Origin of the sequence: Streptococcus infantis (assembly GCF_015546995.1) — a bacterium.
Lineage (GTDB): Bacteria > Bacillota > Bacilli > Lactobacillales > Streptococcaceae > Streptococcus > Streptococcus infantis_J.
In genome coordinates, this window is the sequence record NZ_JADMUH010000010.1 from 21,227 (window position 1) to 42,164 (window position 20,938).

Here is a 20,938-nt window from a genome sequence, read left to right on the forward strand (position 1 = left end):
TGTCAAATTTTCTTCAACAGCAACTATTATACCTTAAAACAGACTATTTGACAAATTATGATAAAAAACGACAAACCGAAATTCAGTTCATCGTTTTATAGTTCTTATAAATGTTTTTGAGCTTCTGATTTAATTTTTTCAACAACTTCTAAAATAGAGAGACCAGTCGTATCCAAATAGATTGCATCCTCAGCTTGCTTGAGAGGTGAAGTTTCACGATGACTATCTTTATAATCACGCGCAGCAATCTCTTCTTTCAAAGTTTCCAAATCTGTTTCGATTCCCTTTGAAAGATTTTCCTTGTAACGACGTTCCGCACGCTCATCTACAGATGCTACTAGAAAAATTTTCAATTCAGCCTGAGGCAAGACTACTGTTCCAATATCGCGGCCATCCATAACGATACCACCTTGTCGGGCAATTTCTTGCTGGAGGGCTACTAATTTTTCACGAACAGCTGGAATCGCCGCAAAGGCAGAAACAGCATTAGTTACTTCATTTTCACGGATTGGATTTGTTACATCAACATCTCCAACAAAAACAAGCTGTTCTCCTGTTTCAGCGCGGCCAAAACTAATCGGGTATTGTTCCAATAATTCAAGAAGTTGAGATGGCTCATCTGGGCTAATTTGGTTTTTCAATGCGATGTAAGTCGCTGCACGATACATAGCGCCCGTATCCAGATAAGTATAGCCAAAGTCCTTAGCAATAATCTTAGCTACTGTACTCTTACCACTGGAAGCTGGTCCATCAATAGCAATCTGAATTGTTTTCATTGTCACTCCTATCTTGTCTTAAGGACATCACCAGGATTTGCAAACCAAGTTCCTGAAGACATATGACCAGGATTCAAGGCTTCAAGTTGAGCAATAGAGATTCCAGCGCGAGCCGCAATGGCTGCTTCCCCTTCTCCTGGTAAGACTGTGATTGTTCCTTCAGAGTCAGTATGCGCCTCTGTATGCTCTTGTTGGTTTGTTTTTGCTTCAGTTGACTCTGTTAACTGAGTAGTTGTAGCCACTGTTGTAATTTCTTCTACTTTTGGAGCTGAAGAATCATAAAAATCTTTCAGAGCTGAAGTACGGTCGCTTCCACCTGATGACAAGTAGACTAATACAACTACCATACCAACAACAATGACAAAGAAAAGAACAGCCAAAACAGTTAAAATACGATTGGCCACGACACCTGAACCATTTTTGTTTCGTTGACGACGCTCTGTTCTTGATTCCTCTTCTTGGTTTTCATAAATATCTTCTTGCCACGGTTCCTTTTCCATACCTTACTCCTTGAGTTTTTTTTAGTTTCTTATTACAATATAAATATGAAGATTAGACTTGTACCTGAACGTTGCATCGCTTGTGGGCTCTGCCAAACTTATTCAGAATTATTTGATTACCATGATAATGGTATCGTCCATTTTTACGATGAATCTGAGCAATTAGAGCGAGAAATTGCTTGCAACGACGACATTTTAGAAGCCGTTAAAAATTGCCCTACTCGTGCTCTGATTATAGATAAATCTTAAATTTTAGTGGAACATAAATCTCCATTTTCCACTCCTTCTAGTTTAGCATATTTTTCTAGAAAATTATAGTCTTTTGCTAGCTATTTTTATACAATTTTTCTTTTATTTGTTCCAGCATTTCAATAATAAATAAACCGTTCTTTTAAGACATTTTTCTATCACTTAAGCACTAATCAAATTTTTTATTTCAACCACATATAAAGTTATAAAAAAAGAGGAATTACTTCCTCTTTTTTTGTTTAATCAAACGATTAGTCTTCAAATCCATTTGGATGTTTGCTTTGCCAACGCCAGGCATCTTCACACATTTCTGTAATACCAAGTCCTGCTTCCCATCCTAGCTCTTCCTTAGCTTTTGCTGGGTCTGAGTAGCAAGCTGCAATATCACCAGGGCGACGTTCAACAATACGGTATGGAATTGGGCGTCCAACAGCTTTTTCCATATTTTGGATAATTTCAAGAACTGAGTAGCCTTTTCCAGTCCCAAGGTTATACACATTGAGTCCTGAGCCTTTTTGAAGCTTCTTAAGGGCGGCAACGTGCCCTTTGGCCAGGTCAACGACGTGGATATAGTCACGAACACCTGTTCCATCTTCAGTATCGTAGTCATCTCCGAAGACTTGAACTTGTTCTAATTTGCCAACTGCGACTTGTGTCACATACGGTAGAAGGTTGTTTGGAATACCGTTTGGATTTTCACCTAAATCACCACTCTCATGCGCACCAATTGGGTTGAAGTAACGAAGTAAGACAACGTTCCACTCTGAATCTGCTTTATGGATATCTGTCAAGATTTCTTCCAGCATAAGCTTGGTACGGCCATAAGGGTTGGTAGCTGAAAGTGGGAAATCTTCTAGGATTGGAACAGTATGTGGATCTCCATAAACTGTTGCTGAAGAACTGAAGATAATGTTCTTACAGTTGTTTTCTTCCATTGCCTTCAAAAGGCTAACTGTACCGGCAATATTGTTATCATAGTAGGCAAGAGGGATACGAGTTGACTCACCAACTGCCTTCAAACCTGCAAAATGGATGACTCCTGTTGGTTCTTCATGTTTGAAAATATCACAAAGTGTATCTGTATCACGAATATCTGCTTCGTAGAAAGGAATTTCTACGCCTGTGATTCTTTCAACTACTTCAAGACTTTTACGACTACTATTGACCAAATTATCCACGACAACAACTTGGTGTCCGGCTTGAACCAGTTCAATGACAGTGTGACTTCCAATAAAACCTGCTCCACCCGTTACCAGAATTTTTTCTTGCATTTTATTTCCTCAATTCTTGGATTATTTTTTTCATTTTACCATTTTTGATAGAGAAAGTCATTTACTTTCCTAATACTACCGTAAAAACTAAGTAAAAGATTTACGATTGTTTCTTTTTAATATATCTTTCAGTCGGATAATCTGCTGGATCTAATTCTCCACTTCTCCCCTGAAGCATTTGAGCTAAATGATAGCCTATAATAGGGCCGGTCGTTAAGCCTGAAGATCCTAGACCACTTGCTGTATAGACTCCTGATAAGTTTGGAACCTGTCCAAAGAATGGAGAGAAATCACTTGTATAGGCACGAATCCCCACGCGCTCACCACTTATCATTGTATCTTTTAAGTTAGGATAAAATGGACTCGCTGCCTCAGCCATTTGCTGAAGCAAATTTTCATCAACTGTTAGGTCAAATCCCATATCATTTTCATGGGTAGCCCCTAGAGACAACTTCCCACCTGGAAATGGAATCAAATCCCACTCCCCTTCAGGCATAACTACAGGGTAGGCTCCCATGTCTTGTGGCACTTGGTAATCTCGGAGTTGCCCCTTTTGAGGACGAACATCAACCTCATAGCCTAAAGGCTCCAAAATGTGTCCAAGCCAAGCTCCCGTGGACAAGATAACTTGGTCAAACATTTGGTTGTCTATTTGATAACCCGATGCTAAGGGATTTAGACTGACCTCTTTCTTTATCACCTTCACTTGACTGGCTTCAAGCAAGCGACTAACTAAAAGTTGTCCATCTACTCGAGCCCCTCCAGAAGCATAGAGCAATCTCTCAAATCCCTCCAATCCAGGGAATAGACTGCTTGCAGCAGCTTGGTACAAAATGGCTAATTCGCCAATTAAAGGAGATTCATCTCTACGTTGCAAGGCTAAGTCATAGAGTTCCTCGAGCTTGGAATCATCTTTTTTGAGAAGTAAGACTCCTGAGCGCTGGTAGAAATCAACCTTTTGACCCGATTTTTCCAAGTCAGCCAATAAATCTACATAAAAATCCGCTCCCAAGCGCGCCATCTTGTACCAAGCTTTATTACGTCGTTTAGAGAACCAAGGACTGATGATTCCTGCAGCTGCCTTGGTCGCTTGGCCGTATCCATGATCAAAGACAATTACTTCGACATCTGCTTCTTTAGAGAGATAGTAGGCGGCTGTTGCCCCTACAATCCCTGCTCCTACAATGGCAACTTTTTTCATTTTTATACCTTCTAATTAGATATGGTGGAAAGGATTGGTCGATGCCTGACTTGCGATAACTTCGAGAGACCAAGCATTCTCTTTCTTCCATTCGTTCAAGAGCTCTGCAATTTTTTCGATAAAAAGCACTTCGATATAGTGTCCCGGATCTAGAGCTAACAAACCATCTGACAGCATATCTTGGGCAGTGTGGTAGTATATGTCTCCAGTAATGTAGACATCCGCTCCTTTTGCTAAAGCATCAGGATAGAATGATTGACCACTTCCACCACAGATAGCCACTCTTGAGATGGTTTTTTGCAAATCGCTCTCTTTATAATACACCATACGGAGACTATCTAGACCAAAAACTTCCTTAACATAGTCAGCAAATTCCTTAAATGTTTGAGGTCTAATAGCTCCAATACGGCCAATCCCACGTTCAGGACCTGTTTCCTGCAGATAAGTTGTATCCTCAATACCCAATAGTTGGCAGAACCAATCATTAAGACCATTTTCAACAATATCGATATTAGTATGACTGACGTAGACGGCAATATCGTGCTTGATGAGATTGATGTAAATCTGATTTTGAGGACGACTAGCTACCAAATCCTTGATCGGACGAAAGATAGGGGCGTGCTTAACGATAATCAAATCAACACCCATTTCAATAGCTTCAGCAACTGTCTCTTCACGGATATCAAGAGCAACCATGATTTTTTGGATATCCTTATCTAGAGTGCCAATTTGCAGACCACGACTATCACCTTCCATAGAAAATTCTTGTGGGCAATAGGCTTCATAACGCTTAATCACTTCACTTGCTTTCATGGAGCACCTCCTTGATGGCTTGAATTTTATCTGCTAGAACCTGACGTTCTTCTTGATTTTTTTCTGGAATTTGACTAAGGGCAAACTCAAGCTTAACAGCTTCTTTTTTCCATTTTTGGATGAAGACTGGACTGCCTTCTTTGGACAAGAAGGGGCCAAACCGAACATCAGTGGCTGATAGCTTCATTTCGCCAGCTTCTGCAACTATGATCTCATAGAATTTCCCAGCTTCTTCTAGGATACTTTCTGCTATGATTTGAAAACCATGCTCTTGTAGCCAACTACGTAACTCGTCTTCACGATTATTCGGTTGAAGAATCAAACGCTCAACATTGGCTAGTTTGTCAAAGCCCTTTTCTAATATCGTAGCAATCAAGCGGCCTCCCATCCCAGCAATAGTGATAACAGAGACCTGGTCACTTTCTTCGAAAGCTGCTAAACCATTGGCTAAACGAACCTGGATTTTATCAGCTAAGCCATGACTTTCAACATTTTTAACTGCAGATTGATAGGGTCCCTCTACAACTTCACCCGCGATGGCAGCTTCAATATGACCTTTTTCAACTAATTCAATAGGTAAATAAGCATGGTCGCTACCGACATCCAGTAAAACAGCTCCTTTGGGAACAAAAGAAGCTACTGTTTCTAATCTCTTTGAAATCATCTTCTCTCACTTTCAAAAACTCTATTTCCCTTTATTATACCATATTTTATCTGGCAATCCTGCACCTAAAAAAGACCGCAATCATGGATTGCAGTCTTTCTTTATCTTTTAACTTGATAACGACTTGTAAGTATGAAAATCACAATAAAGACGAGCATCATAATGCCATAGACAGGCAATGTTTGACCTGTAAGTGTTGAAATTTCAAGCAATTTTTGGATTCTTGGGAATAGAGCTGTTCCAAGGAAACCTCCAACTGACCAAATAATCAATAGCACACGCCACAGACTAAATGGCAAGCAAGCTCTAACTACAGACATGAAACCAATCGATGCCAGTAGATAATATAGAAGTGTCGAAATTTCAATAGCTGACCAGCCTTGACTTGTTCCAAAAATTTTAACAAAGAGAACACTAAAGACTACCATCAAGGCACTTGGTAGTGCACGAAGCATGGATTTTCTGAGGAAGTTTTGTTCCACAGGTTTGATATTTCGTTCAAAGGTCAATACGAACGGCGGGAAACCTTCCACAAACTGGTCAATCATAGTAATCTGAATCGGAATAAATGGGAAAATCAAAATCCATTCAGTACGACCTAACAATGCACTTGCAATACAGATGATTGCCAACAAGAAGGAATAGATGGTCTTAATCAAGAAAATTGGAGCAATGTGAGCAATATTATTAACTACACGACGCCCCTCAAAGAGTATCTCAGGAACATCATTAAAGTCTGAGTTCAAGAGGACCAGATTTGCAATCTGACGAGTCGCTGGATCTCCTTCAGCCATCACGATGGAACAATCTGCCTCACGGAGGGCAAGGATATCATTGACACCATCTCCTGTCATAGCAGTCGTATGACCTGCTTTTTTCAGAGTTTGGATAATCAGTTTCTTTTGATGAGGAGAGACACGTCCAAAAATCGCTGTTTCCTCAGCCATAGCAATCAATTCCTCGTCCGTGATTTTTGAACAATCTACATAGCTATGATAATCTGCAAAACCTGCTTTTTGAGCAATACTTGAAACGGTAACTGGATTATCACCAGAGATAATTTTCAGCCCTACTTCCTGAGAACGTAGATAGTCTAAAGTTTCAGCAGCCCCTTCTCGGATAGGATCTAAAATCTCAAGCAGAGCCAAGGATTGCATATCCGATGGTTTCTGCGGTTTGTGGTGGTCAAGTTTTCCTTGACTTAGAGCCAGAACTAAGACACGAGACCCTCGTTCAAGAGCTTCCCTAGCTTCAGGAACTTCAGCATCCAACAACATCTCAGGTGCACCTAGGAAAATAGTTCCGAGACCTTCCAATTCCATCGCTCCCCATTTTCGATCACTAGAAAATGGAAGACTAGAAATCATCGGATAAACTACCTCTCCCGCAAAACGCTTTCGAATAGCTTGGGCAGTTGGATTTTTATCCTCACTGTGTGCTATATAGCTGGTTAATATTTTGTCAATGGCATCTTTATCATAAGCCTGGGTCAGAGGAAGAACTGTCTCAACCTGCATCTTTCCTTGAGTAATGGTTCCTGTCTTATCCAAACAGAGCATATCCACACGTGCCAAGGTCTCAACAGAATACATCTCCTGCACCAAAACCTTTTTCAACCCAAGCTTGATAACAGCAGTTAAGAGAGAGGTAATGGTCAAAAGGGCGATTCCCTTAGGCAACATCCCCAAAAGAGCTGTAGAGGAATTAACTACAGAAGATTTAAGGGGTAAACCTTTTAAGACCAAAGCTTCAAGCAAGAGAGCAATTCCAAAAGGAATGATAATTTTCCCAGTAAAGCCTGCAAGTTGATCAAGTGATTTCATGATACGGGAATTGATTGGTTTAACGGTCTTAGCTTCAAGCATGAGTTTAGCAGCATAGTTGTCTGCTCCAACATGATGAACCTGTGCTAAGACAGACCCACTTGCAAGAAAGCTTCCTGACAGCATCAAGTCTTCTACTTCTTTTTGTACCAAGTCACTCTCGCCTGTTAACATGGCCTCATTGACTTCAGCAAAGCCTTCTAATACAACTGCATCACTTGGAATCTGATCCCCTGCAGACAAGCGAATCACATCATCCAAAACAAGCTCTTCTGGGTCTAAAGCAATCTCCTGTCCATCACGAATAGTCGTAATCTTTTCTTTATTCAAGAGATTGAGTTTATCAACCATATGCTTGGCACGTAATTCAGTTACAATTCCTGAAAAAGCATTAAAACAGATAACCGCAAAGAAAACTAGGTTGCTCCAGGCTTGAACAAAAGCGAGTGCTAAGGCGATGGCAAAGTTTAATGCATTGAATAAAGTAAAGACATTTCGCTTTACAATCTGCCAGGTACTGGTACTAGCTGAAGCTTTGAAATCATTGACCTGTCCCTGTTTCTGACGATCTTTAACTTCTGATTGGCTTAAGCCCATAATTTTATTTTTATCCATAAATTCTATCATATCATTTTTTTTTCAATAATTCTAATTTCAAATAAAAAGCTTTTCCGACTATACAAAAAACATTTGCCTGTCCTACTATGATAAGGTATAATAAAAGAAAGAAAACTGAAGGAGACACCATGTTTTATACTTATCTACGTGGGCTAGTTATGTTGATTTTATGGTCGATCAATGGAAATGCTCACTTTCACAATACTGAAAAAATTCCAAGTTTAGATGAAAATTATATCCTTGTAGCCCCACACCGTACTTGGTGGGATCCAGTCTACATGGCTTTTGCGACCAAACCGAAACAATTTGTCTTTATGGCCAAAAAAGAACTCTTTTCAAATCGTATCTTTGGTTGGTGGATTCGCATGTGTGGTGCCTTCCCGATTGACCGTGAAAATCCAAATTCTTCTGCCATCAAGTATCCAATCAATGTTCTTAAAAAAAGTAATCGTTCACTGATTATGTTTCCAAGCGGTAGTCGTCATTCCAATGATGTTAAGGGTGGTGTAGCTCTCATTGCAAAGATGGCCAAGGTTCGCATCATGCCTGTTACCTATACTGGTCCTATGACTCTAAAAGGGCTTGTCAGCCGTGAACGCATTGATATGAACTTCGGAAATCCTATCGATATCTCGGACATTAAAAAGATGAATGATGAGGGAATTGAGATGGTTGCAGACCGCATCCAAACTGAATTCCAGCGTCTAGATGAAGAAACAAAACAATGGCACAATAACAAAAAACCAAATCCACTCTGGTGGTTCATCCGTATCCCTGCCTTGATTCTCGCAATTGTTATCGGAATTCTAACAATTCTCTTTACCTTTGTAGCAAGTTTTGTTTGGGACCCAGATAAAAAGAGAAAACAACTACAATAATCCAATCTTCACAAGCCTAAGTGGATTACTTGGGCTTTTTCTAGTTGTTTAGAGACTCATTCACATATTGACAAAAGGCTAAATCTATAGTATACTTTCTAGGTAAGCTGATTTAGCTCAGTAGGCAGAGCGCATCCATGGTAAGGATGAGGTCGCCGGTTCGATCCCGGCAATTAGCATTATTCGTCAGCTCCTTTTTAGGAACTGTTTTTTTCTTGACAAAGTATTGTCCCTATAGTACAATAAAATCTGCGATGAGTCGATATGTAGCGAGAGCTACAATTGCGCAAAGGAGGTCATTAACGCAGGAGCGGACCTTGAGAAATTGTGTGAACCAGTTTCTCACATGGAGATGCCTCTCACACTCTCTGGAAAACCAGAGAGTTTTTTCTTTTCTTAAACGAATAGGGTCTGGACCTTATGAAACAAAAAAAGACCTATCATACAAGCTATAAAGCCTGATATGATAGGTTTTTAATGTTAGATTAACGTACAGTGCGGATACGCATTGTGTTTGTACGAACTGCTTCACCAAGTGGCACACCTGCAACGATAACAATATCGTCACCAGATTGTACAAGACCTGCTTCAACTGCTTTACGTTCAGCAATTTCAAACATGTCATCAGTTGATGATGGAGCTTCTGTCAACATTGGGATAACACCCCAGTTCAACATCAATCCACGTTCTGTCAATTCGTCAAATGTCAATGCCAAGATATCAGCATTTGGACGGTATTTAGAGATCAAACGTGCTGTGTGACCAGTCTTAGTAAGAGTTACAACCAATTTGATGTCCATTGAATTTGTAGCATCTTTAACTGCTGAAGCCATAACTTCTGTCTTAGAGTTACGTTCAAATGAATCTGAGTTCAAACGTCCGTATTCGTTAAGAAGAGTTTGAGCGTTCTTGTCAATTGTAGCCATTGTTGTAACTGACTCAAGTGGGTATTTACCATTTGCAGACTCACCTGAAAGCATTGTAGCGTCAGTTCCGTCGATAACAGCGTTGAATACGTCTGATACTTCTGAACGAGTTGCACGTGGTTTTTCAGTCATTGTTTCAAGCATGTTTGTTGCAGTGATAACAACTTTACCAGCAGCATTTACTTTAGTGATGATCATTTTTTGGTAAACTGGAACCATTTCGAATGGTACTTCGATACCCATGTCACCACGAGCGATCATGATACCGTCAGCAGCTTCAATGATTTCGTCCAAGTTATCGATACCTTGTTGGTTTTCGATTTTAGCGAACAATTGAACGTGACCGTTACCAGTTTCTTCACAGATAGCACGAACTTCGTTTACGTCTTTTGCAGTACGTACGAATGAGATCGCAATAAAGTTAATACCTTGTTCCAAACCGAAACGAATATCGTCGTTATCACGTTCAGCAAGAGCTGGGAAAGGAATTTTAGTGTTAGGGATGTTCACACCTTTTTGTTTAGCGATCACACCGTCGTTTTCAACTTCAACGACAAATTCACGAGTTGCATCATCTTTTTCTACAACGCGAAGACCCAATTTACCATCGTCAACCAATACTTGGCGACCAACTTCAACGTCATCATAGATGTCAAGCGCACCTGCAACGTTCAAAGCAATCACTTCACGAGTTGATTTGATTCCTTGTTTAGTTGCAACACGGATTTTTTCACCAGTTTTGTATGAATACTCTTTAGCTTCACCTTCGAACAATTCAGTACGAATTTCTGGTCCTTTAGTATCAAGAAGGAAACCAACTTTTTTACCTGCAAGTTTTTCTGCAAGTTTAACAGTTGCCATACGTTCACCTTGTTCTTGGTGGTCACCGTGTGAGAAGTTGAAACGGAAAGTGTTAGCTCCTGCTTCAATCAATTGAGCAATGTTTTTAGCTGATGCTTCAACGTCAAGTTTTTCACCCCAGTATCCGTCATCACCGAATTTTTTACCACCACGGATTTCTACCGCAGGACCTAAGGTTGCAACGATTTTTACACGTTTGTTCATGATTTTGTGACTCCTTTTTATAATTCGACCTTTTATGGTCATTTTACCAGATTAGTTAAAGTTGTTTATGACAAGCTCTTGTTCAAGTCAGAAAGTTCAATATCAGCTTTGTGAGGGTTATTGACAACAATCTTACCATCAGCTGTTAAGCTAAACAAAGCTCCCTCTTCTGCTGTTCCAAGAATTGGATTTTCAACCATTTTCTCATTACGAATACCGACAGCAACACCACCGATTCCTTGTTTAAGGAGTTTAACAGCGTGTGCGCCCATACGAGATGCCAATACACGGTCACGAGCAGTTGGTGAACCACCACGTTGGATGTGACCAAGTTCTGTAACACGAAGGTCACTTGTATCGCCAGCTTCTTTTAGTTTTTGACCAAATTCAGCTGCTGACATGACACCTTCTGCTAAAACGATAATGTTGTGTTTCTTACCGTGTTCATATCCAGCTTTGATGCTTGCTACGATATCTTCAAATTTGAAGTCTTCTTCAGGGATGATGATTTCGTCAGCACCTGTTGCAATACCTGCCCAAAGAGCGATATCACCTGCGTTACGTCCCATTACTTCAACAACGAAAGTACGACGGTGACTTGATGATGTATCACGAATTTTATCGATTGCATCCATTGCAGTTGTTACTGCAGTGTCAAATCCGATTGTAAAGTCAGTACCTACGATATCGTTATCGATTGTTCCAGGAAGTCCAATAGCAGGGAATCCATGCTCAGTCAGGCGCATAGCTCCATGATAAGAACCGTCACCACCGATAACCACGACACCTTCGATACCGTGTTTTTTCAATTGCTCAATCCCTTTAAGTTGACCTTCGAGTTTTGCAAACTCAGGGTAACGAGCTGAGTGAAGGAAAGTACCACCACGTGAAATAATGTCTCCTACTGAAGCAGCATCAAGTGGATAAATTTCACCAGCAACCATACCAGCGTATCCATCATAGATACCAAAAACTTCCATTCCTTCTGAGATTGCTTGACGAACAACTGCACGAATGGCAGCATTCATACCAGGGGCGTCCCCACCACTAGTCAAAACAGCAATACGTTTCATTTGGTTTTGCTCCTTTTTCTTTTAACATTCTAACTGATTATACCATATTTAAAGTTAAAATTCTTTTATTTTCATTAATTTTTAACGATAAATCGTTTTCATGACAATCTGTTTTAAAGATTCTTGTAAGCCAACGTCTTTTGCAACTAAATAACCAGGCAAAAGAATATTTTTTTGTTCATTTTCATAACGAATGACAACAGGAATTTGTCCCTTGTACTGATCTAAAATATGATAAATTTCAGCATCGTGGTCATGATTGGGAACTTGAATCCAAAAACGCTCACTCACTGCCTCTTTTAAATTATTTAAAACTAATTGAAGACGTCCGTCCCTAGCCTGAACTTTCCCATTTAGGTAATAGAAACTTCCTTCGTGCAAGAGATTTTTAAATTGGCGGTACTGTTCAGAAAAAACAGTGATCTCAAGACTTGTTTTACTATCAGTAACTTTCAAAAAGGCCATGTTTTCACCTTTTTTAGTTCGAATCACTCGGATAGACTGAATCTCAACGAGCACTGTAGCTGTCTGTCCCTCGAAAAGCTCAGATAAACTCACGATTGGATACAAAGGATTCTTCGCTAAAACTAGCAATGGGTGTTGGCTAATTCCAACGCCTAACCAATCTTGCTCTTTTTGAAATTTTTCAATATTTGAAAAGTCCTCTGTATCTGTCCAACTATAGCTAGAATCCCCAAAGAGGCTACCTAATTCTTCTACAAAGATAAATAGAGTTGGTAGATTGGTTAAGATTTTTTGACGATTTTTATCAAATCCGTCAAAAAGTCCTACTTCCACTAAAGGGGTTAAGAGGCTAATCTTTTGATAATTTTTGGGTAATCGTGTGATAAAATCTTCAACACTGCTAAAAGGACGATTCTCGATTATCCAATAAGCAAAGTCGCGAGGTATTCCCTTAATACTTTTAAGACCCAAATAAACCGTCTTATCCTTTAATTTATCCTGATATGGAATTGTATTGATCGAAAGCGGTACTAGTTCAAATCCCATTTCAAGTGCATCGAGAATATAATCTCCACTCGCATAATTGAGCATGACTTGATAAAAAATGGCTGGAAAATGTGTCTTAAAGTAAGCAAGTTGAAAAGCTAAAGCCGCATAAGCACAAGCATGCGAACGGTTGAAGCCATAACCGGCGAATTTCTCCATTACGGAAAAAACTTCTTGCGCCTGTTCTTTGCTATGTCCTTTTTCGAGTGCACCTTGGATGAAACTTTCTTCCATTCGGTGCATCTCAGCTGCGTTCTTTTTCCCCATAGCACGACGTAAAATATCGGCCTTCCCAAGGCTAAAACCAGCATATCGCTGAGCTACTTGCATGACCTGTTCTTGGTAAAGCATAATGCCATAAGTTGGAGCTAGAATATCTTCCAAAACTGGGTCCAGAACTGTTACCTTTTCTTTACCATGTTTTCGAGCCACAAAGTTATCGATGTAGTCACTCGCCCCCGGTCTGTTGAGGGAAGTCGTTGCCACTACTTCTTCAAAGCTTTCTGGTTTCACGCGCTTCAATAAGCGAATGGCACCAGGTTGTTCAAACTGAAAGATTCCCTTGGTCTTACCTGCAGCAAAGAGAGATAAAGTTTCTTTATCCTCAAGGTCTATATCCTCAATCCTTAGCTGAATTCCTTGAGTTTCATATAAGAGCTCCTGCATTTTTTGAGCGAAGGTTAGGTTTCGAAGACCCAAGAAGTCCATCTTAAGCAAGCCATTTCCTTCAACTCCATGGGCATCATACTGGGTAATCAGCATATCCTCTCCATACTTGAGAGGAATATAATCTGTTAGATTTTTATCACTGATAACGACACCAGCTGCATGGATAGAAGTCTGTCGTGGATAGCCTTCTATCTTCTTAGCAATTTCAAAAGCCTTTTGGTACTCCATCTTACTCTGAATAAGTTGTCTAAAACCTAGATTGCCTTCATAGGCTGTCGTAAGAGTATCTTTAGAGCCTATTTTTTTCGTAATAGCCGTCAATTCATACTCAGGAACACCATACCGTTTAAAAACATCTCGGATAGCCTGCTTGGCACCAAAGGTCGAGTAAGTAACAATCTGCGCAGCATGGATACTACCATATCGATCACGAACGTAGCGAATAAACTCTGGACGATAGATATCAGGAATATCAATATCAATATCGGGCATGGTATAGCGTTCACGATTCAAGAAGCGTTCAAAGATGAGATTTTTTGCTACAGGATCAATTCCTGTAATATCTAGAGCGTAGGCTACTAGACTTCCAACTGCAGAACCACGTCCCATTCCCATGTAATATCCCTGAGACCGACCAAAACGCAATAGGTCCCAGACAACCAAGAAATAGTCATCGAATCCCATATCATGAATCACAGACAGTTCTTCTTCTAAACGAACCTGATAAACCCGATTCCATAACCCTTTCTCTTCCAAGCCCTTGATAGCTCTTTCCCTTAGTTCTTCAACAGCAGGTCTCTCTGGATTGAAACGAGGAAGCTTAAGACTACTATCAATCTCGTAGGAAGTACCCTTGGTCAATCTTGCTAGGTTTTCGAGTGCTTGTGGAAACTTCTCTACAAAAACCTGTTCTAGACGGTCAGCAGGCAAAAACAAACCCTGTTGAGATTGAACATCAACCTCTCGCAAGGTCACATTTTCCTTGATCGCCCTGAGCATTTGAAGAGTTTCTAAATCCTCAGATTCGAAAGAATTAACTCGATAAAGAGGGAGAATTGGTCGAGAAAAATTGGATTGCGGTGTATCTGGATACACTCCGATATGGTAGTTGTGTCCTAAATCCAATCCATTCATCCCAGAATAATATGGAACAATAACACAAATATCCTCTAGGTAAGAAGAAAAATCAGTCCATTCTTTTTTACCTGTCATCTTTAAAGACGACAACTTCATCAGGTTTTGATAACCTCGGTTTGACAGGGCTAAAAAACGTAGATTGATCCATTCATCTTGATGATGAACAGTCATCTCAAGACCTAATAAAGGCTGAATCTCCTGTTTCTGGCATTCTTTGATAAAGTAATAGGCCCCGTAGAGATTGTCTTCATCCATGATTCCAAGTGATGAATAGCCATATTCCTTCCCTTGGCTGACATATCTCTTAATTGAAACCATACTCTCCATAAAACTATAGACAGTTTTTGTATCCAGTTGGGCAATCATTCTTTCTCACCTCCCTTATTCTTTCTCTATTATACCATTTTAAAAAATAGAAACACAATTTCTTTCTAATCATTAAACTAAAAAACCACAGCCTTAAAGGCTATGGTTTTATGATATGAAATAAGTTCGAAGAAGAGTTGCGCCTAGCTTTTTAATTTAGTTACTTGTATCTTTCGTTAAAAATATCCCGATTAAAACTAGAGCTAGGGAGAGATAAGGAAAAACCCTAAACATCTGCCAATCCGGGTCGAATGCTAAAAGTCCGGAAAGCAAATAAAATCCTGCACTTGCATACAAGAAATTTCTATTTACTTTCTTGATTCCTATCCTAGTTAAAAAAGTTGCTATAGCGTAAGCAATTAAATTAGGACCTAGAAAAATCAAGAATACAATTCCCCATGGAGCAGTAACTAAAGCAAGAGTTATAAATAGAAGAATATAGGTAAGTGCCAAATAAAATGAGAAAGATAGAAGAGCCGAAGGTTTCTTGACAGCTTTTGGACAATTCTGCATATCTTTCACCGAATTATTTTCTACAATTAGTTTATCTTCTTTGTTTAGCTCTACATTTGGATTTTGGTCTGACATTTTTTTCTCCCACTAATTTGTTAAGTTATTTTTATTATATCCCAATTTGTCACATTAAGCTAGATAGAAAAAGCCATCTATGTTAGACTCAGATAAACGCTCACATTTGTCTGAAAGAAACTAACATAAATGACCTACACTACTCCGTATCAAGTTTTTCTGAGTCAGGTGAAATTATTTAACTCAATTTGACAAATGAGGAGTTTTTATTATTTTTCACGAATCACTTCTACCTTGTATCCATCTGGATCTTTGACAAAGTAATAGTTTGGTTGAGTACCTGGAAGTCCCTTAGGTTCCGTTACTTCATAACCTTTTTCGCTATGTTCTATGTGAAGAGCTTCAAGGTCAGGTGTACTTAGAGCGATGTGAGCAAAGCCATCACCAACAACATAAGGCCCATGATCATAGTTGTAAGTCAACTCCAATTCATAGTCATCACCGTCAAGACCTAGATAAACAATGGTAAAAGCATGTTCTGGAAAATCCTTGCGACGCAATTCCTTAAATCCAAAAGCATCTTGATAAAAAGCAATTGATTTTTCGAGATTTTCTACTCGCAAGCAAGTGTGTAACATTTTTGAAGCCATTTTTTCTCCTTTGTTTAAAAAAGACTGGAACAAACTTGCACCAGTCTTATGAATAATTATTTACCAAGTTTTGCTTTAGCTGCATCTGCAAGAGCTGTGAAAGCTGCTGCATCGTTAACAGCCAAGTCAGCAAGCATTTTACGGTTAACTTCGATCTCAGCCAATTTCAAACCATGCATCAATTGTGAGTATGAAAGTCCGTTCATACGAGCTGCCGCATTGATACGTGTGATCCACAATTTGCGGAAGTCACGTTTCTTTTGACGACGGTCACGGTATGCATAGTAGTAAGAGTTCATTACTTGTTCTTTTGCAGTACGGAACAAAATGTGTTTAGCTCCATAGTAACCTTTTGCTAATTTTAAAATACGTTTACGACGTTTGCGTGATACAACGCCACCTTTAACACGTGCCATTTATATTTCCTCCAATATTTCCTAGAATTGTTAACTTACAAATACGCGATTATTTCAAGCGAGTAAGCATTGCTTTTATACGTTTGAAATCTCCTGCATGCACCATAGATGCTTTACGAAGATGACGACGTTGTTTTTTAGTTTTTCCGTGGAAACGGTGAGATGTATAAGCACGGAAACGTTTAAGTCCACCAGAACCTGTACGTTTGAAACGTTTAGCTGATGCGCGGTGTGTTTTTTGTTTTGGCATGATTTTTTCTCCTTTTTTTAACTTTCTGACAGATTATTTCTTGTCAGTTGCTGGTGCCAACTGCATGAACATTTGACGACCATCCATTTTAGCGCGTTGTTCGATGATAGCAATATCTTGAGTTGCTTCAGCGAAGTCGGCTAAAACTTTTGCACCAATCTCTTTATGGGTAATCATACGTCCCTTAAAGCGAATAGATACCTTTACTTTGTTTCCTTTTTCAAGGAACTTGCGAGCATTGCGAAGTTTAGTTTCGAAGTCACCCTTATCGATAACTGGGCTCAAACGAACTTCTTTCACGGTAACAACGCTTTGTTTTTTGCGTTGTTCTTTTTGCTTCTTCTGGTACTCAAATTTGAACTTACCGTAGTCCATAATTTTCGCAACAGGAGGTTTAGCTTGAGGTTGAATGAGAACCAAGTCCACATTAGCTTCATCCGCAAGTGCTTGCGCTTCGCTTAGTGGTTTGATACCCAATTGCTCACCTTCAAGACCGATTAAGCGAACTTCGCGTACACGAATTTCATCATTGATGAATAAGTCTTGCTTTGCTATGGTTTTCACCTCTTTTTTTAGTTTAGAGAAAAACAAGAGCGGACTTGCTAACGCAAATCCGCACTACATGATTATATTTCATTTCTGAAACTTGATCTGTAGGGGCCAGACAACGTTAGTCGCAAGGCGAGAAGTTCTCACTTCTGCTTTTCTCATCTTGTATATAATATCAAGTTTTCCCCTACTTGTCAAGATAAAAATAATGTTTTTTAATTTTTTTCTAATATTTGAATTTAATTTCAACTATTGGTTACGAGAATAGTATATCTCATGTGGTTTTACATGATTCCCTAGTAACTCAGAGACTGTAACAAAGCTATACCCTTGTCCCTGCAAATATTCAATAACTTTTGGCAATGAGTTAACAGATGTTTGATGGATATCGTGCATAAGGATAATAGAACCATCAGTCGTTTGACGTTGAATTTCTGTTAAAATAGCAGCTTCGTTTTTACTCTTCCAGTCTAAGCTATCTACATCCCACATGATAAAGCTCAAATCAAGGCTATTACGAATATCATCCGAAATAGCACCATATGGCGGACGCATCAATTTTGTACTCTTCCCGAGCACACTAGTGATTGCTGATTCTGTATCCGTAATTTGTTTCTTAGCATCTTCTAATGAGAGTTGTGTTAAAACTGGATGGTTCCAACTATGATTTCCTACTTCATGTCCCTCAGCCTGCATACGTTTGAGGATAGCTTCATTCCCACTGATATTTTGACCCATTACAAAGAAGGTTGCTTTGATTTTGTACTTAGCTAAGATATCTAAGGCTTGTGGAGTTGTTGTTGCATTTGGTCCATCATCAAAGGTTAAGGCTACAACTTTTTTATGTTTTTCTGCTTGAACTTTTTTATAAAGTTCAGCATCTTTCTCTGTTAGATAGGATGTTTGAATATAATCAAAGAAATCAGAAATAGGCATTGCTATTTCTTCTACATTAGTCATTGCTTTGACTGGATATAGAAGCAATTGACTATCTTTGTAAGCAAACTTCCAGCTTGACAATTCTGCAACTGAGAAATCAGCTGAAACTTGGTCAACAACTGATTGCTCTATTTTTTTATCTTGGAGATCTGACTTAACAGCCTCAAGGATTTTTTCCTTGGCTGTGGATGGGTCTGTAAAGAGTTGATCCAAGGTAAAGATAGAACCATCCTCTTTCAGATACAGCTGGTCTAAAGTAGTATTTTCTAATTCGACTACATTAGAATTTGCCAAGTCATAGGCTTGTTTTTTTATCAAACGATTTTCAATCCCAGTTAAAGAGGATTCCCCTTTTTCTGAGTAATAAAAAATTAACTGTTCTTTACCTTCTACTTTGTCAGTGATGTCTTTTACGATGATATCTTTGACAGAGGAAATAAGGCTGTCTCCTACTAGTGGATAATAGGTGATGATTTCCGATTTCTCTTTGCGGAAATGTTCTTTTTGACTTCCTTGGGAGTAGGCTTCATCTTTTTCCTTCTTGAGACTCTCAATCTTCTGTTCAAAGGCTTGCTTGTTCAACACTTTATAGGTAATCACACTACCGAGTGCTAGCATTGTGAAAAACAAAAGCAAGACAAGAATGCCAAGTTTTTTATTGTTTTTCTTCTTTACTTTATTCTGGGGTAATCTCTTTTTTGTCATAGTCTTATCATATCAAATATGAGCTATAATTTCAATGAAAACATGGCACAAAAAGATTTAAAATAGGTAAAGAAAAGTAAAAGAACCCTAGAAAAATCTAGGATTCTTTTATAAATTAGAAACGAATACTTTCTCTTGTTTTTTCATAAGAAGTAACGAAGCGATTGGTAACACCAGGCTCAGCAACTTCTAATGCTTGAGAGATTTTTTCGAAAGATGCTTGATAATCAAATGTTGTTTCAAAGATATTCAAAGCTTCTTGGAAAGCTTGTTGAATACGATCATCAAATGATCTGTAACGGTTCGAATATTGAAGCAATTGTTCTGTCAATGTTGCATTTTGAACGATACTGTATGTTTCTTCTTCTAACATATTCATATCATTTGTCGCAATCTCAAGGATGCGATTCACAGATTCGATATTCACTTGCGCTTGTTCCAGCTCAGCCATCAAGTCTTCTGTACTGTGACTTGCATCAAAGAAGAGCTTCAAGAATTTTTGTGGAATTCCTGGAAGATTTCTCTTCTCCATGTAGCGTTTAATCGTATGCAGACGGTTGACATATACATTTGCTTTTTGACGAGCATTGATGTCATCTTTTTCAATTTGAACGAGACGCTCACTAACACCGATTTGGTTATCTTCAATATCTTTTAATGTAGATTGAAGATTTTCCAAACGTTCTTGTAAGACAGAATATGCTTCTGAAACTTCTGACTCTGCATTATTCATTTCTTCAATAGTAGCATTCAATGCTGAGATATCAGCTTGAAGACGACGAACTCGATTCACATCGCTTTCTGAAATCAAATAGGTTTTCCCAAGACGTTCGATATCTTTAACTAGTACCTGATTGTTTTCTTTCAAGTGTTTAAGATAGGTAGGAAGGGTAGTTACCAATTTCTCAAAAGCTTTATGGGCCGCAATTTCACGAGTGAAAATATCATAAAGTGCATTGATTTCTTCTTGGATTTGAGTATTTTCATACTCTGCATTATCCAACTCCAATGTACGGATATTTTCGTGATTATTCTTCAAGGCTTCATAGAGAAGTTGAAGGCGAGATTCGATATCAGTTTCTACAAAATGGTAGTTTTCATCTAAAAGCTTGCGGTAACCAGCTTCTAAATCTTCAAGTTGTTCTGGCAATTCAGTAGTAAGCTTAGTGACAATCGCTGGAATTCTTTCAACGATATGTGTCAAAGCTAAAATATGATTTTCAACGTTATCTAAAATGCCTGCTGCTTCAACCGGATCCCCTGAAGAATTCAAGGTTACAAATTGAGAAAACTCAGATTGGATGTTCTCCAATTGTTTTTCAATTTCCGGAAGAGCTTGACCATATTTTTCAGAATCTTCAGCTACCGTATTTTGTAGTTTTTCGAATAAATCTAGGGCATGCAGAACACGTCCGCTATTTTTTGATTCTTGTTTTTCCAAATCAGACAAGGCATTACGAATTGCTGCAATATCCTCTTCAACAAGTTCAATCTGACTTTCAATTTGATCAATCTGGTGCTTAGCTTTCAAGAAACGGAATGAGTTATTGTATCCTTCAGCTTCAAAGAGATTATTCTCAATATCTGCAAAAGAGTTCAGAGATAAATCTACCCATTTTTGGTTCCATTCTCTAAAAGCAACCTGACTTTGACCAATCAGATGCATATTTTTAACAACCTCTACCTCATCATTAACAGGAAGGTTATATAATTCTTCTTTTCTTTCTTCTAACGCTGCAAGTCTACTCTCATTACGTTTACGCAGCAAAATAGCCACTGCAAAGGCAATAAGAAGCAGGACAGCAATTCCAATCAAAGTAATAATCAACTGATTATTTGACATATCAAACTCCTTTTATAC

The 20,938-nt window shown here is 38.9% G+C and carries 19 protein-coding genes, 1 tRNA gene and 1 other annotated feature; of the genes, 3 read left to right on the plus strand and 17 right to left on the minus strand.

Annotated features, from left to right (window positions below; all coding sequences use genetic code 11):
* Positions 1 to 104: 104 nt before the first annotated feature.
* Together cmk and I1J71_RS05000 are read right to left on the minus strand one after the other, a co-directional pair.
* On the minus strand, positions 105 to 776 hold the full coding sequence (gene cmk, locus I1J71_RS04995; RefSeq protein WP_006148832.1) for a (d)CMP kinase: 672 nt from the start codon (positions 774 to 776) through the stop codon (positions 105 to 107).
* Positions 777 to 784: 8 nt separating this feature from the next.
* Positions 785 to 1,276, minus strand: coding sequence for an SAG1386/EF1546 family surface-associated protein (locus tag I1J71_RS05000; RefSeq protein ID WP_195183939.1), 492 nt, complete (start codon positions 1,274 to 1,276; stop codon positions 785 to 787).
* Positions 1,277 to 1,321: 45 nt separating this feature from the next.
* Between I1J71_RS05000 and I1J71_RS05005 the strand changes: the two genes are divergently transcribed.
* Positions 1,322 to 1,525 (plus strand): ferredoxin, encoded by a 204-nt coding sequence (locus I1J71_RS05005; protein WP_195183940.1) that lies wholly within the window; start codon positions 1,322 to 1,324, stop codon positions 1,523 to 1,525.
* A gap of 251 nt (positions 1,526 to 1,776) precedes the next feature.
* Here the strand turns inward: I1J71_RS05005 and galE are convergent, their stop codons facing one another.
* The 5 genes from galE to I1J71_RS05030 all read right to left on the minus strand — a co-directional run bounded on the left by galE (position 1,777) and on the right by I1J71_RS05030 (position 7,912).
* A complete protein-coding gene (gene galE, locus I1J71_RS05010; protein ID WP_195183941.1) occupies positions 1,777 to 2,796 on the minus strand; it encodes a UDP-glucose 4-epimerase GalE in 1,020 nt (339 codons plus the stop codon).
* Positions 2,797 to 2,896: 100 nt separating this feature from the next.
* Positions 2,897 to 3,997 carry an NAD(P)/FAD-dependent oxidoreductase gene (locus I1J71_RS05015; protein ID WP_195183942.1) on the minus strand — a complete coding sequence of 367 codons (1,101 nt, stop codon included), beginning with the start codon at positions 3,995 to 3,997 and terminating at the stop codon, positions 2,897 to 2,899.
* Between the two features lie 15 nt (positions 3,998 to 4,012).
* Complete coding sequence (locus I1J71_RS05020) at positions 4,013 to 4,810, minus strand: Nif3-like dinuclear metal center hexameric protein (protein WP_195183943.1); 798 nt, start codon at positions 4,808 to 4,810, stop codon at positions 4,013 to 4,015.
* Positions 4,797 to 5,474, minus strand: a complete 678-nt coding sequence (locus I1J71_RS05025) for a tRNA (adenine(22)-N(1))-methyltransferase (RefSeq protein WP_195183944.1) — start codon at positions 5,472 to 5,474, stop codon at positions 4,797 to 4,799. Before I1J71_RS05025 ends, I1J71_RS05020 begins: the two co-directional genes overlap by 14 nt.
* Before the next feature lie 101 nt (positions 5,475 to 5,575).
* Complete coding sequence (locus I1J71_RS05030; protein WP_195183945.1) at positions 5,576 to 7,912, minus strand: cation-translocating P-type ATPase; 2,337 nt, start codon at positions 7,910 to 7,912, stop codon at positions 5,576 to 5,578.
* A 131-nt stretch (positions 7,913 to 8,043) separates the two neighbouring features.
* On the opposite strand from I1J71_RS05030, the gene I1J71_RS05035 reads away from it, so the two are divergent.
* A complete protein-coding gene (locus I1J71_RS05035; protein ID WP_229026647.1) occupies positions 8,044 to 8,793 on the plus strand; it encodes a lysophospholipid acyltransferase family protein in 750 nt (249 codons plus the stop codon).
* Positions 8,794 to 8,899: 106 nt separating this feature from the next.
* Positions 8,900 to 8,972 (plus strand) — tRNA-Thr (locus tag I1J71_RS05040).
* A gap of 306 nt (positions 8,973 to 9,278) precedes the next feature.
* Here the strand turns inward: I1J71_RS05040 and pyk are convergent.
* The 10 genes from pyk to ezrA all read right to left on the minus strand — a co-directional run bounded on the left by pyk (position 9,279) and on the right by ezrA (position 20,920).
* Positions 9,279 to 10,784 carry a pyruvate kinase gene (gene pyk, locus I1J71_RS05045; protein WP_195183947.1) on the minus strand — a complete coding sequence of 502 codons (1,506 nt, stop codon included), beginning with the start codon at positions 10,782 to 10,784 and terminating at the stop codon, positions 9,279 to 9,281.
* Positions 10,785 to 10,849: 65 nt separating this feature from the next.
* Positions 10,850 to 11,857, minus strand: a complete 1,008-nt coding sequence (gene pfkA / locus I1J71_RS05050) for a 6-phosphofructokinase (protein WP_049494870.1) — start codon at positions 11,855 to 11,857, stop codon at positions 10,850 to 10,852.
* Between the two features lie 81 nt (positions 11,858 to 11,938).
* Positions 11,939 to 15,040, minus strand: a complete 3,102-nt coding sequence (locus I1J71_RS05055; RefSeq protein ID WP_195183948.1) for a DNA polymerase III subunit alpha — start codon at positions 15,038 to 15,040, stop codon at positions 11,939 to 11,941.
* Positions 15,041 to 15,196: 156 nt separating this feature from the next.
* Positions 15,197 to 15,628, minus strand: a complete 432-nt coding sequence (locus tag I1J71_RS05060) for a hypothetical protein (RefSeq protein WP_195183949.1) — start codon at positions 15,626 to 15,628, stop codon at positions 15,197 to 15,199.
* Positions 15,629 to 15,837: 209 nt separating this feature from the next.
* A complete protein-coding gene (locus I1J71_RS05065) occupies positions 15,838 to 16,218 on the minus strand; it encodes a VOC family protein (RefSeq protein ID WP_195183950.1) in 381 nt (126 codons plus the stop codon).
* Positions 16,219 to 16,274: 56 nt separating this feature from the next.
* Positions 16,275 to 16,634 (minus strand): 50S ribosomal protein L20, encoded by a 360-nt coding sequence (gene rplT, locus I1J71_RS05070; protein ID WP_000124834.1) that lies wholly within the window; start codon positions 16,632 to 16,634, stop codon positions 16,275 to 16,277.
* 49 nt (positions 16,635 to 16,683) lie between these two features.
* Complete coding sequence (gene rpmI / locus I1J71_RS05075) at positions 16,684 to 16,884, minus strand: 50S ribosomal protein L35 (protein ID WP_003003453.1); 201 nt, start codon at positions 16,882 to 16,884, stop codon at positions 16,684 to 16,686.
* A 33-nt stretch (positions 16,885 to 16,917) separates the two neighbouring features.
* The gene (infC, locus tag I1J71_RS05080; RefSeq protein WP_006149857.1) at positions 16,918 to 17,448 is read right to left on the minus strand and encodes a translation initiation factor IF-3; all 531 of its coding nucleotides are present in this window, start codon (positions 17,446 to 17,448) and stop codon (positions 16,918 to 16,920) included.
* A 15-nt stretch (positions 17,449 to 17,463) separates the two neighbouring features.
* Positions 17,464 to 17,594: a sequence feature (ribosomal protein L20 leader region), on the minus strand.
* 88 nt (positions 17,595 to 17,682) lie between these two features.
* Positions 17,683 to 19,077 (minus strand): peptidoglycan-N-acetylglucosamine deacetylase PgdA, encoded by a 1,395-nt coding sequence (gene pgdA, locus I1J71_RS05085; RefSeq protein WP_195183951.1) that lies wholly within the window; start codon positions 19,075 to 19,077, stop codon positions 17,683 to 17,685.
* A 115-nt stretch (positions 19,078 to 19,192) separates the two neighbouring features.
* On the minus strand, positions 19,193 to 20,920 hold the full coding sequence (gene ezrA, locus I1J71_RS05090) for a septation ring formation regulator EzrA (RefSeq protein WP_195183952.1): 1,728 nt from the start codon (positions 20,918 to 20,920) through the stop codon (positions 19,193 to 19,195).
* Positions 20,921 to 20,938: the final 18 nt, after the last annotated feature.

Bases quoted from the DNA above. Each gene is read 5' to 3' on its own strand.
- rplT (WP_000124834.1), bottom strand. From the start codon at position 16,634: ATGGCACGTGTTAAAGGTGGCGTTGTATCACGCAAACGTCGTAAACGT.
- I1J71_RS05005 (WP_195183940.1), top strand. From the start codon at position 1,322: ATGAAGATTAGACTTGTACCTGAACGTTGCATCGCTTGTGGGCTCTGC.
- I1J71_RS05015 (WP_195183942.1), bottom strand. From the start codon at position 3,997: ATGAAAAAAGTTGCCATTGTAGGAGCAGGGATTGTAGGGGCAACAGCC.
- I1J71_RS05020 (WP_195183943.1), bottom strand. From the start codon at position 4,810: ATGAAAGCAAGTGAAGTGATTAAGCGTTATGAAGCCTATTGCCCACAA.
- I1J71_RS05030 (WP_195183945.1), bottom strand. From the start codon at position 7,912: ATGGATAAAAATAAAATTATGGGCTTAAGCCAATCAGAAGTTAAAGAT.
- I1J71_RS05055 (WP_195183948.1), bottom strand. From the start codon at position 15,040: ATGATTGCCCAACTGGATACAAAAACTGTCTATAGTTTTATGGAGAGT.
- pgdA (WP_195183951.1), bottom strand. From the start codon at position 19,077: ATGACAAAAAAGAGATTACCCCAGAATAAAGTAAAGAAGAAAAACAAT.
- ezrA (WP_195183952.1), bottom strand. From the start codon at position 20,920: ATGTCAAATAATCAGTTGATTATTACTTTGATTGGAATTGCTGTCCTG.
- galE (WP_195183941.1), bottom strand. From the start codon at position 2,796: ATGCAAGAAAAAATTCTGGTAACGGGTGGAGCAGGTTTTATTGGAAGT.
- I1J71_RS05025 (WP_195183944.1), bottom strand. From the start codon at position 5,474: ATGATTTCAAAGAGATTAGAAACAGTAGCTTCTTTTGTTCCCAAAGGA.
- I1J71_RS05035 (WP_229026647.1), top strand. From the start codon at position 8,044: ATGTTTTATACTTATCTACGTGGGCTAGTTATGTTGATTTTATGGTCG.
- cmk (WP_006148832.1), bottom strand. From the start codon at position 776: ATGAAAACAATTCAGATTGCTATTGATGGACCAGCTTCCAGTGGTAAG.
- I1J71_RS05000 (WP_195183939.1), bottom strand. From the start codon at position 1,276: ATGGAAAAGGAACCGTGGCAAGAAGATATTTATGAAAACCAAGAAGAG.
- I1J71_RS05065 (WP_195183950.1), bottom strand. From the start codon at position 16,218: ATGGCTTCAAAAATGTTACACACTTGCTTGCGAGTAGAAAATCTCGAA.
- rpmI (WP_003003453.1), bottom strand. From the start codon at position 16,884: ATGCCAAAACAAAAAACACACCGCGCATCAGCTAAACGTTTCAAACGT.
- I1J71_RS05060 (WP_195183949.1), bottom strand. From the start codon at position 15,628: ATGTCAGACCAAAATCCAAATGTAGAGCTAAACAAAGAAGATAAACTA.
- pfkA (WP_049494870.1), bottom strand. From the start codon at position 11,857: ATGAAACGTATTGCTGTTTTGACTAGTGGTGGGGACGCCCCTGGTATG.
- pyk (WP_195183947.1), bottom strand. From the start codon at position 10,784: ATGAACAAACGTGTAAAAATCGTTGCAACCTTAGGTCCTGCGGTAGAA.